This window comes from Amycolatopsis orientalis DSM 40040 = KCTC 9412 (assembly GCF_000478275.1).
Taxonomy (GTDB): domain Bacteria; phylum Actinomycetota; class Actinomycetes; order Mycobacteriales; family Pseudonocardiaceae; genus Amycolatopsis; species Amycolatopsis orientalis.
The window spans coordinates 57315-70643 of the sequence record NZ_ASJB01000071.1 but is presented as its reverse complement, the minus strand read 5'-3'; the positions used below and the strand labels follow the sequence as shown (position 1 = coordinate 70643).

At 67.8% G+C, this 13329-nt stretch carries 16 protein-coding genes and 3 tRNA genes; 4 read left to right on the top strand and 15 right to left on the bottom strand.

Going from position 1 to position 13329, the window contains the following annotated elements:
- Nucleotide 1: 1 nt before the first annotated feature.
- The 4 genes from L324_RS26180 to rplJ all read right to left on the bottom strand — a co-directional run bounded on the left by L324_RS26180 (nucleotide 2) and on the right by rplJ (nucleotide 3492).
- Nucleotides 2-754 (bottom strand): MlaE family ABC transporter permease, encoded by a 753-nt coding sequence (locus L324_RS26180; protein ID WP_020633292.1) that lies wholly within the window; start codon nucleotides 752-754, stop codon nucleotides 2-4.
- Between the two features lie 38 nt (nucleotides 755-792).
- Nucleotides 793-1962: an ABC transporter ATP-binding protein gene (locus L324_RS26175; RefSeq protein WP_037314101.1), complete on the bottom strand. Its 1170-nt coding sequence runs from the start codon at nucleotides 1960-1962 to the stop codon at nucleotides 793-795.
- 543 nt (nucleotides 1963-2505) lie between these two features.
- Nucleotides 2506-2892: a 50S ribosomal protein L7/L12 gene (gene rplL, locus L324_RS26170; protein ID WP_037314094.1), complete on the bottom strand. Its 387-nt coding sequence runs from the start codon at nucleotides 2890-2892 to the stop codon at nucleotides 2506-2508.
- A 48-nt stretch (nucleotides 2893-2940) separates the two neighbouring features.
- On the bottom strand, nucleotides 2941-3492 hold the full coding sequence (gene rplJ / locus L324_RS26165) for a 50S ribosomal protein L10 (protein ID WP_005152070.1): 552 nt from the start codon (nucleotides 3490-3492) through the stop codon (nucleotides 2941-2943).
- Nucleotides 3493-3821: 329 nt separating this feature from the next.
- Between rplJ and L324_RS26160 the strand changes: the two genes are divergently transcribed.
- On the top strand, nucleotides 3822-4667 hold the full coding sequence (locus L324_RS26160) for a hypothetical protein (RefSeq protein ID WP_037314091.1): 846 nt from the start codon (nucleotides 3822-3824) through the stop codon (nucleotides 4665-4667).
- A 98-nt stretch (nucleotides 4668-4765) separates the two neighbouring features.
- Here L324_RS26160 and L324_RS26155 read toward each other — a convergent pair whose 3' ends face one another.
- From L324_RS26155 to L324_RS26130, 6 genes are all read right to left on the bottom strand, one after another.
- Nucleotides 4766-5530: an alpha/beta fold hydrolase gene (locus L324_RS26155; RefSeq protein WP_037314085.1), complete on the bottom strand. Its 765-nt coding sequence runs from the start codon at nucleotides 5528-5530 to the stop codon at nucleotides 4766-4768.
- 77 nt (nucleotides 5531-5607) lie between these two features.
- A complete protein-coding gene (gene rplA, locus L324_RS26150; RefSeq protein ID WP_037314083.1) occupies nucleotides 5608-6321 on the bottom strand; it encodes a 50S ribosomal protein L1 in 714 nt (237 codons plus the stop codon).
- Between the two features lie 81 nt (nucleotides 6322-6402).
- Nucleotides 6403-6837, bottom strand: a complete 435-nt coding sequence (gene rplK / locus L324_RS26145) for a 50S ribosomal protein L11 (RefSeq protein ID WP_020633284.1) — start codon at nucleotides 6835-6837, stop codon at nucleotides 6403-6405.
- Between the two features lie 78 nt (nucleotides 6838-6915).
- Complete coding sequence (gene nusG, locus L324_RS26140) at nucleotides 6916-7761, bottom strand: transcription termination/antitermination protein NusG (protein WP_037314077.1); 846 nt, start codon at nucleotides 7759-7761, stop codon at nucleotides 6916-6918.
- A 76-nt stretch (nucleotides 7762-7837) separates the two neighbouring features.
- Nucleotides 7838-8290, bottom strand: coding sequence for a preprotein translocase subunit SecE (secE, locus tag L324_RS26135; protein WP_037314071.1), 453 nt, complete (start codon nucleotides 8288-8290; stop codon nucleotides 7838-7840).
- Nucleotides 8291-8317: 27 nt separating this feature from the next.
- A tRNA-Trp gene (locus L324_RS26130) sits at nucleotides 8318-8390 on the bottom strand.
- Nucleotides 8391-8596: 206 nt separating this feature from the next.
- Between L324_RS26130 and L324_RS26125 the strand changes: the two genes are divergently transcribed.
- From L324_RS26125 to L324_RS26115, 3 genes are read left to right on the top strand one after another with little or no spacing between them, the layout of a single operon-like run.
- Nucleotides 8597-9826 carry a pyridoxal phosphate-dependent aminotransferase gene (locus L324_RS26125; protein ID WP_037314068.1) on the top strand — a complete coding sequence of 410 codons (1230 nt, stop codon included), beginning with the start codon at nucleotides 8597-8599 and terminating at the stop codon, nucleotides 9824-9826.
- Nucleotides 9823-10719, top strand: coding sequence for a TIGR03619 family F420-dependent LLM class oxidoreductase (locus L324_RS26120; RefSeq protein ID WP_152547003.1), 897 nt, complete (start codon nucleotides 9823-9825; stop codon nucleotides 10717-10719). Before L324_RS26125 ends, L324_RS26120 begins: the two co-directional genes overlap by 4 nt.
- A 50-nt stretch (nucleotides 10720-10769) precedes the next feature.
- Entirely contained in the window at nucleotides 10770-11702 is a 933-nt protein-coding gene (locus L324_RS26115; protein WP_152547005.1) for an SGNH/GDSL hydrolase family protein, read from the top strand.
- Between the two features lie 209 nt (nucleotides 11703-11911).
- On the opposite strand, the gene L324_RS26110 is transcribed toward L324_RS26115, so the two are convergent.
- The 5 genes from L324_RS26110 to L324_RS26090 all read right to left on the bottom strand — a co-directional run bounded on the left by L324_RS26110 (nucleotide 11912) and on the right by L324_RS26090 (nucleotide 13256).
- A complete protein-coding gene (locus L324_RS26110) occupies nucleotides 11912-12316 on the bottom strand; it encodes a MaoC family dehydratase (protein ID WP_037314065.1) in 405 nt (134 codons plus the stop codon).
- A complete protein-coding gene (locus L324_RS26105; RefSeq protein ID WP_037314051.1) occupies nucleotides 12313-12762 on the bottom strand; it encodes a MaoC family dehydratase N-terminal domain-containing protein in 450 nt (149 codons plus the stop codon). The genes L324_RS26110 and L324_RS26105 overlap by 4 nt, the downstream gene beginning before the upstream one ends.
- 89 nt (nucleotides 12763-12851) lie before the next feature.
- Nucleotides 12852-13016: a 50S ribosomal protein L33 gene (rpmG, locus tag L324_RS26100; protein WP_005152047.1), complete on the bottom strand. Its 165-nt coding sequence runs from the start codon at nucleotides 13014-13016 to the stop codon at nucleotides 12852-12854.
- A gap of 45 nt (nucleotides 13017-13061) precedes the next feature.
- Nucleotides 13062-13134: transfer RNA gene (locus tag L324_RS26095), tRNA-Met, on the bottom strand.
- A gap of 49 nt (nucleotides 13135-13183) precedes the next feature.
- Nucleotides 13184-13256 (bottom strand) — tRNA-Thr (locus L324_RS26090).
- Nucleotides 13257-13329: the final 73 nt, after the last annotated feature.

Sequence of the window (13329 nt, the reverse complement as noted above, 5' to 3'; positions counted from 1 at the left end):
GTCAGTCCAGCTTTCCGGGCACGATCTGCAGGTAGATCAGCGTGATCACGAAGTTCACCACGAACAGCATCAGGAACGTGATGACGACCGACTGGTTCACCGCGTCGCCGACCCCCTTCGGGCCGCCGGACGGGTTCAGTCCCCGGTAAGAGGCGACGACAGCGGCGATGAAGCCGAAGATCAGCGCCTTCAGTTCGCCGACCCAGAGGTCGGGAAGCTGGGCCAGCGCGGAGAAGCTCGCCAGGTACGCGCCCGGCGTCCCGCCCTGGAGGACGACGTTGAAGAAGTAGCCGCCGAGCACGCCGATGACGCTGACCATGCCGTTGAGCAGGAGCGCGACCAGCATCATCGCGAGCACGCGCGGCACGATCAGGCGCTGCACGGCGGAGACGCCGAGCACCTCCATCGCGTCGATCTCTTCACGGATCGTCCGCGCGCCGATGTCGGCACAGACGGCGCTACCGCCGGCGCCCGCGACCAGCAGCGCGGTGACCAGCGGGCTGGCCTGCTGCACGGTGGCGAGCACCGACCCGGCGCCCGTGTAGGACTGGGCGCCGAGCTGGCGGGCGAGCGAACCGAACTGCAGCGAGATGACCGCGCCGAACGGGATCGCGACGAGCGCCGTCGGCAGGATCGTGACGCTCGCGATGAACCAGGCCTGCTGGATGAACTCCCGCAGCTGGAACGGTCGTTGGAAGATGCCACGAACGATGTCGAGGCCAAGGGCGAACAGGTTCCCGGTCTCGCGCAACATGCCGATCCCTGGAATCTTCGCCGATGAAGCGGAAGAGCTCACGCGCCACCTGACCCCGGATCTTGTGGCCGCAGGCGGTGGTTGCCCGCTCTCCCGGGATGCGGGATGTGCGCGACCTGGTCGTCGGGCAGCTGGCCCTGATGGTGGTTCGGGATCGAGCTTTCGGCAGGTGCCGACCGGTGGCCCGCGGCCGCGAGCCGCTGCGGACGGACACCGTAGCGCTGCTGCTCCTCCGGGGAGAGCGACTCGATGATGCTCTGCTGCGCCTCGGGCGGGAGGCCGTGCAGGATCTGCATGACGCGGTCCTTGCGGCGGACCGCGCCCATCCGGGTCGGCACGCCGGGCGTCGGCTGCATTTGCGGCGGCACCCCGCTGACGTCCTCGACACCGCCCGCGTGGTGGCCGGCCTCGAACATCGCGCGTTCGGCGGCGAGCTGGGCCGAGTCCTTCTCCTCGCTCATGCCGATGGGGCCGTCCATCTTGCCGTTGAGGAACTGCTTGACGACCGGCTCCTCGCTGGTCAGCAGCACCTCGCGCGGGCCGAACATGACCAGTTCCTTGCGGAAGAGCATGCCCAGGTTGTCCGGGACGGTGCGGGCGAGGTTGATGTTGTGCGTGACGATCAGGAACGTCGCGTCGATCTGCGCGTTGACGTCGAGGAAGAGCTGGGAGATGTAGGTGGTGCGGACCGGGTCGAGGCCGGAGTCCGGCTCATCGACCAGGATGATCTGCGGGTCGAGCACCAGGGCTCGGGCGAGGCCGGCGCGCTTGCGCATACCGCCGGAGATCTCACCCGGCAGCTTCTTGTCGGCGCCGTTGAGGCCGGTCATCTCGAGTTTCTCGAGCACGATCCGGCGGACCTCGGTCTCGGACTTCTTCGTGTGCTCGCGCAGGGGGAAGGCGACGTTGTCGTAGAGGTTCATCGACCCGAACAGCGCGCCGTCCTGGAAGAGGACGCCGAAGAGCTTGCGCACCTCGTAGAGCTGGTGTTCGGAGCACGTCACGATGTCGACGCCGTTGATCATGCAGCGGCCCTTGTCGGGCTTGAGCAGACCGATCATCGACTTCAAGAAGACGGACTTACCGGTTCCGGACGGACCGAGCATCGCCGACACCTCGCCCGGGGGCAGGGTCAGCGTGACGTCCCGCCAGATGGCCTGCTTACCGAAGGACTTCGAAAGACCTTCGATGACCACCTCGGCACCCATCGCACCTCCAGGAGCTGTTCCGCGTCGTCGCGCACTGCTTTCCCGTCCCACTGGCTCGAGAGAGCGCACGCGTCCGCGCAGCGATACCCGCGTCAACCAGGTGCAACGAGCTGAGTGCGAACAGGTTACTCACCAGTTTTCTTTTCTGGCCAGACCCGCGGGTAACTTTTCGCGCAGCCCGCTACCGGCCCGTGCACCGCTTGCAGCACCGTAGTGCACGTCACCCCTGTGCGCAGGTCCACAGCCCGCCCACTTCGCCCAGGTCGGCGCGGCCGCGCGTCACGATTAGGGGGCGAAACGCAGGTCAGCGGCCCTCTCGCCAGCCCACCCCAGCCCCTCCCGCGCCTACCGCCAAGATCGCGATTAGGGGGCGAAAGTCGATCCGGTGCCCTGGACGCGCTCAGGTGCTTAGCGTGGCTACGCGTCGCGATCAGGGGGCGAAAGTCGACACGGGGGTGGGGTGGACCAAAGCGAAGGGGCGGGCATCCGTGGTGGATGCCCGCCCCTTCGGCGGTACTGCGGCAGGCGCTGACGCGCCCCAGATCACTTGATGGCGATCTTGGCGCCAGCAGCCTCGAGCTTCTCCTTGGCGGCCTCGGCGGCCTCCTTGTCGACCTTCTCCAGGAGGGCCTTGGGAGCGGCCTCGACCAGCTCCTTGGCCTCCTTCAGGCCCAGGCCCGAGACGACCTCACGGACGACCTTGATGACCTGGATCTTCTTCTCGCCGGCCGACTCGAGGACGACGTCGAACTCGTCCTGCTCCTCGGCGGCGGCCGGGGCAGCGCCCACCGGGCCGGCGGCGACGACGGCAGCCGGGGCGGCCGCGGTCACGTCGAAGGTGGTCTCGAACTCCTTGACGAACTCGGACAGCTCAAGAAGGGTGAGCTCCTTGAAGGCGTCGATCAGCTCGGCGGTGCTCAGCTTCGCCATGGTGGCTTTCCTCTCTAAAACGAACTAAAAGTTCGGGGTGGGGGGTGTTCAGCTCTCGGCGGGTGCTTCGGCTGCTTCGGTACCGGCGTTGCGCTGCTTCTCCTCCAGCGCGGCAGCCAGGCGAGCGACCTGGGACGCCGGCGCCTGGAACAGCGCGGCGGCCTGGGACAGCTTCGCCTTGAACGCGCCCGCCGCCTTGGCGAGCAGGACCTCACGGCTGTCGAGATCGGCGATCTGGTTGATCTCGTCCACGGACAGCGTCTTGCCGTCCATGAAGCCGCCCTTGATCACAAGCGCGTTGTTGTCCTTCGCGAAGTCGCGAAGCGCCTTCGCGGCGTCAACAGCTTCACCTTCGACGAAGGCGATGGCGGTCGGGCCGACGAACAGGTCTTCAAGGCCCTCGATACCGGCGTCCGTGGCGGCACGCTTGACGAGGGTGTTCTTCGCGACCCGGTACTTGGCACTGGTGCCGAGAGCGCGGCGCAGCTGGGACAGCTGGGACACGGAGAGGCCGGTGTACTGGGTAACGACTGTGGCCGAGCTGCTGCGGAAGCTCTCCGCGATCTCGGCGACGGCCGCCTCCTTGTCGGGCTTCGCCATGGTCGCCTCCTCTCTTGGCTAGTGGTCCACTGGCCGTGAGAGCCCTGAAACGACGAAACGCCCCAGCGCAGACAGGCGCGGGGCGTCAGGGCACGCGACGGGATACGTCGCGTGCGAGCCTCGTTCCTCCTGCGCGGGTCGCCCGCCCTAGCGGGGCCTTCGTTCTCCGGGCCAGATGACCAGGAGAAGACCAGCGGTCTTCGGTAGAACCTTGACAAGAATACGTGACCCTCTCCCGGCCTTCGCACCGGGGCCCGGTCAGATCGCGTTCAGCGGGCTAAACGCGACCGGCGGAGTGCGCGGAGAGCGTCGCGGGGCATCATGGTGACGTGGCGGAGCAGCGTGATGACGGAAAGCCGGGAAGCGAGCCCGGCACGGACATCGAGCCCAAGGCGGGAGGTCAGCCCGCGCCTCGGCTGGACGAGGAGCAACTGCGCCAGTTCCAGCAGTTTCAGCAGTTCCAGGACTATCTGAAGTTCACCGAGGCGCAGCAGCAGGGCCTCGTGCCTTCCCAGCCCACGCAGCCCGTGACCCAGCACTACGGCGGGCAAGTTCCAGGGCCTCCGGGGCCGCCGCCCGGCCAGCTCGTTCCGGCTCCTCGACCGCGCCTGCCGCGGTGGTTGCGACGACTGGGCGGAAAGCTTCTCGCCTGGGTGATCGTGATCGCGCTGATCTGCGTCGGGGCCACCATCGCCTACCGCCAGATCTTCCCGAGCGACGCGGGACAGGACACGGCGACGTTCGTCCAGGGCGGCGGCGGCAAGCACCACACCAACAAGGTGCTTTCCACCAATCCCTGGGAGGCCGTGCGGGCCATCTACGACACGATCGGCAAGCCGTACCCGCCCGCCACCCGGGTCGAGAAGGTCTGCCTGTCGATGAGTGAGGAAGCGCAGGTCCAGTTCGCCCGCGACCTCGGCTACCCGGACTGCGCCACCGCCGTCCCGGCCTTGAACGCCAAGGTCACCGACATCACGCCGTACATCTACGCGGTGCGCCCGATGTCGAGTGTGGTCCCGCGTCAGAACCTGACGATTCATTCGTGCTGGTACAACATCCGCGGCGGCCCCCTGCTGGGCAGCTTCACCCTGCAGGAAGTCGAGATGGGTCAGTGGCTGATCACCGGGCACGCGAACTCCCCCGAGCCCTGCCCCGCCCCTCCCACCGGCAACTGACCCCTCGCTGACCTGCGCTTTCTGGCGCCAGATCGCGATCAGGGGGCGAAACGCAAGTGCCCGCCGGAGCGCGTTCAGCCCGCTAAAGGCGACGCGGGTCAGAGGTCGTGCGCGGTCAGGAAGCCGGTCAGGGCGGAGCCGAAGGCAGGGTGCATGACGGCGGTCATGTGATCGCCGGGGACGCGGACGAGGCGGGCACCCGCGATCGCGGCGGCCAGGCGTTCGGGTTCGGCCGCCAGCGGGTCGGCCTCGCCGGCCAGGACCAGGGTCGGGACGGCGATCGCCGTCAGGTCCAGTTTCGGGTTCGCGGTCCCGCGTGCGACGGCCGCCAGCGCGACACGGTCCGCGCGGAGGGCGTCGGCCAGCGCCCTGAAAGGCGCCGAAGACGGCGGAAGCGTCGAAGGGTCCGAAGCGAGCAGCGCGTCGCTGATCGCCTCCGGCGTGACGACCCGCGTGTCCACGCCGCCGAAGTCGACGATCCCCGAACCGACCCCGCCGATCGCGAGACACCGGATCCGCGGATCGGCGGCCACCGCGCCGAGCCCGATCATCGCGCCCATCGAGTAGCCGGCCATCGAAACCTCGTCGAGCCCCAGCACGTCGAGTAGCGCCGACACGTCGCGGACCATCGCGTCGTCGCCGTAACTGGCCTCATCGTGCGGTTTGGCCGACCGCCCGTGCCCACGCGCGTCGAGGCCGATCACGGTCAGCCCCGCCTGCTGGAGGGTGGCGACGACGCCGGGCGCGATCCAGTTGGCGTTCGTGTCGGCGGCGAAGCCGTGCTGCAGCAGCACTGGACGCCCTTCGCCCTCCCACACGGTGTAGCTCAGCTGGAGCCCGTCGAACGACGCGAAAGTCGGCATGCCCTCCAGCAAACACGAAAAAGGGGCGGCCCCGCTGTAGCGGGACCGCCCCTTCGTCAGTGATGTGTGACTCAGACTTACGCGTCCTCGGAAAGGAGGTTGCGGGTCCGGGCGGGGTCGACCGGGATACCCGGGCCCATCGTCGTGGAGACGACGACCTTGCGCAGGTAACGGCCCTTCGCCGACGACGGCTTGGCGCGGAGGATCTCGTCCAGCGCGGCCGCGTAGTTCTCCACCAGCTTCTCGGTGTCGAACGACACCTTGCCGATGACGAAGTGCAGGTTGGCCTGCTTGTCGACGCGGAAGTTGATCTTACCGCCCTTGATGTCCGAGACGGCCTTCGCGACCGCAGGGGTCACGGTGCCGGTCTTCGGGTTCGGCATGAGGCCACGCGGGCCGAGGATGCGGGCGATGCGCCCGACCTTCGCCATCTGGTCCGGCGTCGCGATCGCGGCGTCGAAGTCGAGCCAGCCACCCTGGATGCGCTCGATCAGTTCGTCGGTGCCGACCGCGTCAGCGCCGGCGGCTTCGGCCTCGGCGGCCTTGTCACCAACGGCGAAAACGATGACGCGAGCGGTCTTACCGGTGCCGTGCGGCAGGTTCACGGTGCCGCGGACCATCTGGTCGGCCTTACGAGGGTCGACACCGAGGCGCATGGCGACCTCGACGGTGGCGTCCATCTTCGACTTGGAGGTCTCCTTGGCCAGCTTCGCGGCCTCGAGCGGGGCGTAGAGCCGCTCGCGGTCCACCAGCTCAAGAGCCTGACGGTAGGCCTTGCTGTGCTTGGGCATTACTTCTGTCCTTAACTCTTCAACGGATCAGTGTGGTGTTGGAGCCAGCCCTGGCTCTCCCACGGTGGTGCGGGGTGAAGCTCAGTCGACGACCGTGATGCCCATCGAACGGGCGGTGCCGGCGATGATCTTCGCGGCCTGGTCGATGTCGTGCGCGTTCAGGTCGGATTCCTTGGTCTTCGCGATGTCGCGGACCTGGTCCCAAGTGACCTTGGCGACCTTGGTCTTGTGCGGCTCGCCGGAACCCTTCTCCACGCCCGCGGCCTTCAGCAGCAGCTTCGCGGCCGGCGGCGTCTTGAGCTTGAAGTCGAACGAGCGGTCTTCGTACACGGAGATCTCGACCGGGACGACGTCCCCGCGCTGCGACTCGGTCGCGGCGTTGTAGGCCTTGCAGAACTCCATGATGTTGACGCCGTGCTGACCCAGCGCGGGGCCGACCGGCGGCGCGGGGTTGGCCGCACCCGCCTTGATCTGCAGCTTGATGATCGCCGCAAGCTTCTTCTTCTTGGGTGGCATTTCGTTTGTTCCTTCTTACTGACTTGAGTCCCCCGCACACCTGCCAGTACGCGGGGACTGCCGGCCGTCTGGCGGCCGTCAGATCTTGGAGACCTGGTTGAACGACAGCTCGACCGGGGTCTCCCGGCCGAAGATCGACACCAGGACCTTCAGCTTCTGCCCGTCCACGTTGACCTCGGAGATCGTCGCGGGCAGCGTCGCGAACGGGCCGTCCATGACGGTGACCGACTCGCCGATCTCGAAGTCGACCTCGACCGCGGGGCCACCCAGCTGCGACTCGGAAGAAGCGGCGTCGCCCTTGCCGGGCTTCGCGGGAGCGGCGGCCTCGACCTTGGGCGCGAGGAACTTCAGCACCTCGTCCACGGTCAGCGGCGACGGACGCGACGTGGCACCGACGAACCCGGTGACACCCGGCGTGTTGCGCACGGCGCTCCACGAGGCGTCGTTCAGGTCCATCCGGACCAGGATGTAGCCGGGCAGCACCTTGCGCTGCACCTGCTTGCGCTGGCCGTTCTTGATCTCGGTGACCTCTTCGGTCGGGACCTCGATCTGGAAGATGTAGTCCTCGACGTCCAGCGTCTGGGTACGGGTCTCGAGGTTGGTCTTCACCTTGTTCTCGTAACCCGCGTACGAATGCACGACGTACCACTCACCGGGAGCGGCGTTGAGTTCCGCGCGCAGCTTCGCGACCGGGTCGACGTCCTCGTCGGGCTCGGCCTCGGCGGCGGTGTCGTCGTCTTCGGTCTCGACGGACGCCTCTTCGGCCTCCGCGACATCTCCGGCTTCGTCGACCTCGTCGCCTGCGGCGGGCACCTCGACGGAGTCCAGGTGCTCGGACTGCTCGTCGCCGAGTGCCGCGTGCACCTGCTCGTCGGAAAGCTCGGTCAGCTCATGACCGGCTGCTGTGCCGTTGTCGGAGGTCACGTTCCGTCCTCTCAGTTGATCGGTTGCCGTGGCGCCAGCCACCGTGCGGCGCGCTCAAGCGCCGCGACCGGCTGCCTCAGCTGCCGAAGACGGCACCGACGACCTCTTTGAAGGCCAGGTCGAGGCCGCTCACCAGCGCCACCATGAACACCACGAAGACCAGCACCACCGCGGTGTAGGTGACCATCTGCTTGCGGTTCGGCCAGATGACCTTGCGCAGCTCGGCCCAGACTTCGCGGATGAACCGCATGAGCCGGGCGAAGATCGACGCCTGCTTCGGCTTGCGGTCGCGCTTCGGAGTCGCCGTGCCCTTGGCGTCCTTGGTTTTCTCGGTCTTGTCCCCGGCCTTCGCCTTGCCGGCGGGGCGGGTCTTGTCGTCCGACTTGGCGTCGGCCTTACCGGACGGGCGCGCGGACGCACGGCGCTCACGCCGGGCAGCGGCGGTCACCGGGCGGGACTGTTCGTCGGGCTTCCGCCCGGCGCCGTCCTGCGCCTTCTCACCGCTGGCGTCGCTGTCGCTCACGACCACTCCTCCGCCTTCACCAGTTCGCTTACGCAGGGGTGACAGGACTTGAACCTGCAACCTGCGGTTTTGGAGACCGCTGCTCTGCCAATTGAGCTACACCCCTTTGGAACCCCGATGCCCTGGGGCTCCGGAGGACGCATTCCATCGTCCCCACCGCCGTGGCGGGGATGACCGTAGTGCGTTCCGAGACCAGAAGTCTACGGCAACCCCCGAACAGCTTCGCAACCGCGCCCCTCAAAGCGGCGCGGAGCAGCCTTCCGCGAGGAAACTCCCCCACGGCCGACCCCATGATCGTGCCACGATGTCGCCATGAGCGCTCCCGCACCCTCACCGTCCCCGGCTTCCCGCGTCTCGGCCCGGATCGGCGGCATCACGCCGTCGGCCACGCTCGCCGTCGACGCGAAGGCCCGGGAGCTGAAGGCGCAGGGGCGTCCGGTGATCGGGTTCGGGGCCGGGCAACCGGACTTCCCCACCCCGGCCAACGTGCTCGAAGCCGCCGAAGCGGCCGTCCGGGACAGGGCCAACCACGGCTACACCGCCGCGGGCGGGCTGCCGGAACTCCGCGAGGCGATCGCGGCGAAGACCGCCCGCGATTCCGGTCTCGACGTCGACCCGGGTCGCGTCCTGGTGACGAACGGCGGCAAGCAGGCGGTCTATTCCGCGTTCGCCACGCTGCTCGACCCGGGCGACGAGGTGCTGCTGCCCGCGCCCTACTGGACCACCTACCCGGAGTCGATCGCCCTCGCCGGCGGTGTCCCGGTGCAGGTCACCGCGGACGAGACGACGGGCTATCTCGTCACCGTCGAGCAGCTCGAAGCCGCGAGGACGCCGCGCACGAAGGTGCTGCTGTTCGTCTCGCCGTCGAACCCGACAGGCGCGGTGTACCCGCGCGAGCAGGTCGAGGCGATCGGGCGCTGGGCGTACGAGAACGGCCTCTGGGTCATCACCGACGAGATCTACGAACACCTGGTCTACGACGGCGCCGAAGCACCCTCGATGCCCGTCGTGGTCCCGGAACTCGCGGACCGGACGGTCGTCCTCAACGGCGTCGCGAAGACGTACTCGATGACCGGCTGGCGGGTGGGCTGGTTGCTCGGCCCGCAGGACGTGGTCAAGGCGGCGACGGCGTACCAATCGCACTTGTGCGGCAACGTTTCGAACGTCGCGCAGCGGGCCGCCCTGGCCGCGGTGAGCGGTCCGCTCGACGCCGTTTTCTCGATGCGCGAAGCGTTCGACTCCCGGCGTAAGACCGCGCTCTCGCTGCTTTCCGAGATCCCCGGGGTCGAGACTCCGGTGCCGCTCGGCGCCTTCTACGTTTACCCGTCGGTGAAAGCCTTGCTGGGCAAGGAGATCCGTGGCGAGCGTCCGGCGGACACGGTGGCGCTGGCCGATCTGATCCTGCGCGAGGCCGAGGTCGCCGTGGTACCCGGCGAGGCGTTCGGGACGCCGGGGTACTTTCGGATTTCCTATGCGCTGGGCGAAAACGAGCTGGCCGAAGGGATCACCAGGATGGGCAGTCTCCTCTCGGAGGCACGGTGACCGCGATGCGCCTGGGAATCGCTCTTCCGCAGTACGGCCCCCTCGCGAAGATGGACGCCGTCGCCGGTTTCGCGACGGCCGCCGAAGAACTCGGCTACGCGTCCTTGTGGGTCGGAGATCGGGTGCTGGCACCGATTTCGCCGTCGGACTTCTATCCCGGCGGCACGCCGGAGCAGCCGTACCCGCCCGAATTCGTCACCTTCGCCGATCCGCTGATCCTGCTGACGGTGGCCGCGAGCGTCACGAAGAAGGTCCGGCTGGGGACGAGCACGCTCACCGGAACGGTGTATCCGGCCGTACTGATCGCCCGGGCGCTCACTTCGCTCGATCAGGTGAGCGGTGGCCGCCTGGACGTCGGGCTGGGGACTGGCTGGCTTCGCGACGAGTACACCGCGACCGGCACGCCCTGGAAGGGGCGTGGCAAGCAGCTGGAGGAGCTTCTCGACGTCCTCCGGGAGTTCTGGACCGGTGATCCGGTCGAGCACGACGGCGAGCGCTGGCGGATCCCCGCGTCGAAGGTGGGTCTGCGGCCGGTCCAGAGCCCGCATCCGCCGGTGTTGCTGGGCGGGCTGTCGGCGGCGGCCTTGGAGCGCGTCGGCCGTCGCGCGGACGGCTGGCTGCCCGCCGGACTGCCCGCGCCCTACCTGGCGAAGATGTGGGAGACCGTGACGAGCGCGGCCGAGAAGGCGGGCCGTGACCCCGGTGCGCTGCGGCGGGTGCTGCGGATCAACCCGAAACCCGGCACCGACCTCAAGAAGGTCGCGGAGAACCTGGACGCGGCCGCCGAAACCGGGGTCACCGAGGCCTTCGTCGATCCGCACTACCTCGCACGCGACGTCACCCGTGCCCTGGAACTCGCCGCCGAACTGCGTGCCCTCGTTCCCCGCAACTGAGGGGCACGCCGCCGACGAGTGATCCATGTCTCAGTCGGCCGGTGACAAAGGTGACCATGGTCGCGTACAACGAATGGGTGACGCAGCGGAGAACTGGCGGCGGTTGTCTGTTCCTGGTGATCGTGCTTTCCGTCCTGGGGATCGCCTACCACCTGTGGGAGCGCGGCACATCGGTCACACCAGCGGGGGTCACCACCTCGGCGGGCACCGGCCGATATGTCGCTCTCGGTGATTCTTACACGGCGTCGCCCGGCACCGGACGGCCCGTGGGCGCGCCCGTCGGCTGCGACCGCTCGGACAACAACTACCCGAGCCTGCTCGCCGCGAAGCTGCGCCCGGCCGAATTCGTCGACGTCAGCTGCGGCGGCGCCACGACCGAACATCTCACCGGCGAGCAGAAGACCCGCGACGGCACGAACGCTCCGCAGATCGACGCGATCGACGGGGGCACGACCTTGGTGACCGTCGGGATCGGCGGCAACGACGTCGGCTTCGCCGGCTTCGCGAACCAATGCGCGACGCAGCAGCAGACCGCTTCGCCCTGCAAGACCCAGTTGACCGCGGGCGGACGCGACCAGCTCGTCGAGCGGATCACCGCCGCGGCGGACCGGCTCGGCGGAATCCTGGACCAGATCCGCTCGAAGGCGCCCGAAGCGCGCATCGTGGTCGTCGGGTACCCGACGACGCTTCCCGACGACGACAACGGCTGCTGGCCGGTCCTGCCGGTCGGTTCCGGGGATGTGGCCTACTTCCGCGGCTCGCTGGCGCGACTGAACACTGCGCTGAAGGAGACGGCGAAGAGCCACGAAGCGGGCTTCGCCGATATGTCAACAGCGAGCAAAGGGCGCGACATGTGCAGCGCCGCGAACCGGAGGTGGGTCGAGGGGCCCGCGCCCGCGGTGCCCGCGGCGCCGCTGCATCCGAACGCTCGGGGTGAGGCCGGAATGGCGGAGGTCATCGAGAAGCTGCTTAAGGTCGCTTAACGCTTCTTCTCAGCCGGGGCGGCTGAAGGCTCCTTCGTCCGCGAAGCAGCCTTTCTTAAGCTCGCGAAGGGCGCTTCGCGTCTCTACGCGAGCCGCTGCGGATCCGCTGATAGCTCGCTGACCTGTGGAAAGAGAGCAAGGGACCTTTGCTGTCGCTTACTTAGGCATGCTAAGCGAGCGATAGCAAAGGTCCCTTGCTGTCGTTTTGGTCAGGCCCGGACGACCGCTTGAGCCTTCCCCAGTACCGCCTTGCCGTCGAACTTGGCGGTGATGTCGATCCGCGCGGTGCCGTCGTCGTTGACCACGGCGACCTTCCCGGTGAACTCGATCGTCGCCGCACCGTCGTTCGGCACGACCACGGGGCGCGTGAAGCGCGCGAAGTAGTCGACGAGGCGGCCGGGGTCGCCGAGCCAGTCGGTGACGAGCCGCGCGCCGAGCGCCATGGTCAGCATGCCGTGCGCGATGACGTCCGGCAGGCCGACCTCCTTGGCGAAGGCCTCGTTCCAGTGGATGGGGTTGAAGTCCAGCGAGGCACCGGCGTACCGCACCAGCTGGTCCCTGGTGACGTCAACGGTCAGCGGCGCCAGTTCTTCTCCGGCGGTGAACGTGCTCACGCGCCCTCCCCTCGGACCACGAGCTGCGCGTGCGTGGTGGCGATCGGGCCACCGTCGGCGCCGGCGATCTCGGCGCGCAGGTTGATGAAGTCGTTCCCGGCGCGGGCCATGATGTTGTCGATATGCGTGGTGAGCGACAGGACGTCGCCCGCGTGCACCGGCCGCACGTAGGTGAACCGCTGGTCGCCGTGGACCATCCGCGAATAGTCGAGACCCAGCTCGGGGTCGGTGACGATCGCGTTGATCGAGGCGAGGTTGATGATCGTGAGGAACGTCGGCGGCGCGATGACGTCGGGGTATCCGGCCGCCTTCGCCGCTTCGGTGTCGCGGTAGAGCGGGTTCGTGTCGCCGAGCGCGTCGGCGAACTCCCGGATCTTCTCGCGACTCACTTCATAGGTACTGGTCGGCGGGTACACCCGCCCGGTGAACGACTGGTCCAAGGCCACCCGAGCAGGCTACAGAACCCGGAAATGCCCGAAGCCGCCCTGGTGTGACCAGGACGGCTTCGGGTGAGACTTGTAGAACCGCCAGACGCTCAGCGGGTCTCTTTGTGAGTCCGGTGCGTACCGCAGTTCGGGCAGAACTTCTTCATCTCCAGGCGATCCGGGTTGTTGCGCCGGTTCTTCTTGGTGATGTAGTTGCGGTGCTTGCACTCCTCACACGCGAGCGTGATCTTCGGTCGCACGTCAGTGGCAGCCACAGCATTTCCTTCTCTACTAGGCCTGGGATACCCAGGATTACCGCGTAGCGGTGGCCGGACTTGAACCGGCGACACAGCGATTATGAGCCGCTTGCTCTGCCAGCTGAGCTACACCGCCTTACATGCTCCTGGCCGCGACACGCTTGCGTGACGCGGCTGAGGTCGCGAGCCCCTTTACGGAATCGAACCGTAGACCTTCTCCTTACCATGGAGACGCTCTGCCGACTGAGCTAAAGGGGCCTTGCCTCTCGCGAGGACTTGGAAAGATTACCAACGCCGGACGACCCCGGATTCAGGGGGGTCCTCTTACCGC

What these genes read in the sequence shown, in the direction of transcription:
- L324_RS26180 (WP_020633292.1), bottom strand. Translation starts at nt 754, where the DNA reads ATGTTGCGCGAGACCGGGAACCTGTTCGCCCTTGGCCTCGACATCGTT.
- L324_RS26175 (WP_037314101.1), bottom strand. Translation starts at nt 1,962, where the DNA reads ATGGGTGCCGAGGTGGTCATCGAAGGTCTTTCGAAGTCCTTCGGTAAG.
- rplL (WP_037314094.1), bottom strand. Translation starts at nt 2,892, where the DNA reads ATGGCGAAGCTGAGCACCGCCGAGCTGATCGACGCCTTCAAGGAGCTC.
- rplJ (WP_005152070.1), bottom strand. Translation starts at nt 3,492, where the DNA reads ATGGCGAAGCCCGACAAGGAGGCGGCCGTCGCCGAGATCGCGGAGAGC.
- L324_RS26155 (WP_037314085.1), bottom strand. Translation starts at nt 5,530, where the DNA reads ATGCCGACTTTCGCGTCGTTCGACGGGCTCCAGCTGAGCTACACCGTG.
- rplA (WP_037314083.1), bottom strand. Translation starts at nt 6,321, where the DNA reads ATGCCCAAGCACAGCAAGGCCTACCGTCAGGCTCTTGAGCTGGTGGAC.
- rplK (WP_020633284.1), bottom strand. Translation starts at nt 6,837, where the DNA reads ATGCCACCCAAGAAGAAGAAGCTTGCGGCGATCATCAAGCTGCAGATC.
- L324_RS26125 (WP_037314068.1), top strand. Translation starts at nt 8,597, where the DNA reads ATGAGCGCTCCCGCACCCTCACCGTCCCCGGCTTCCCGCGTCTCGGCC.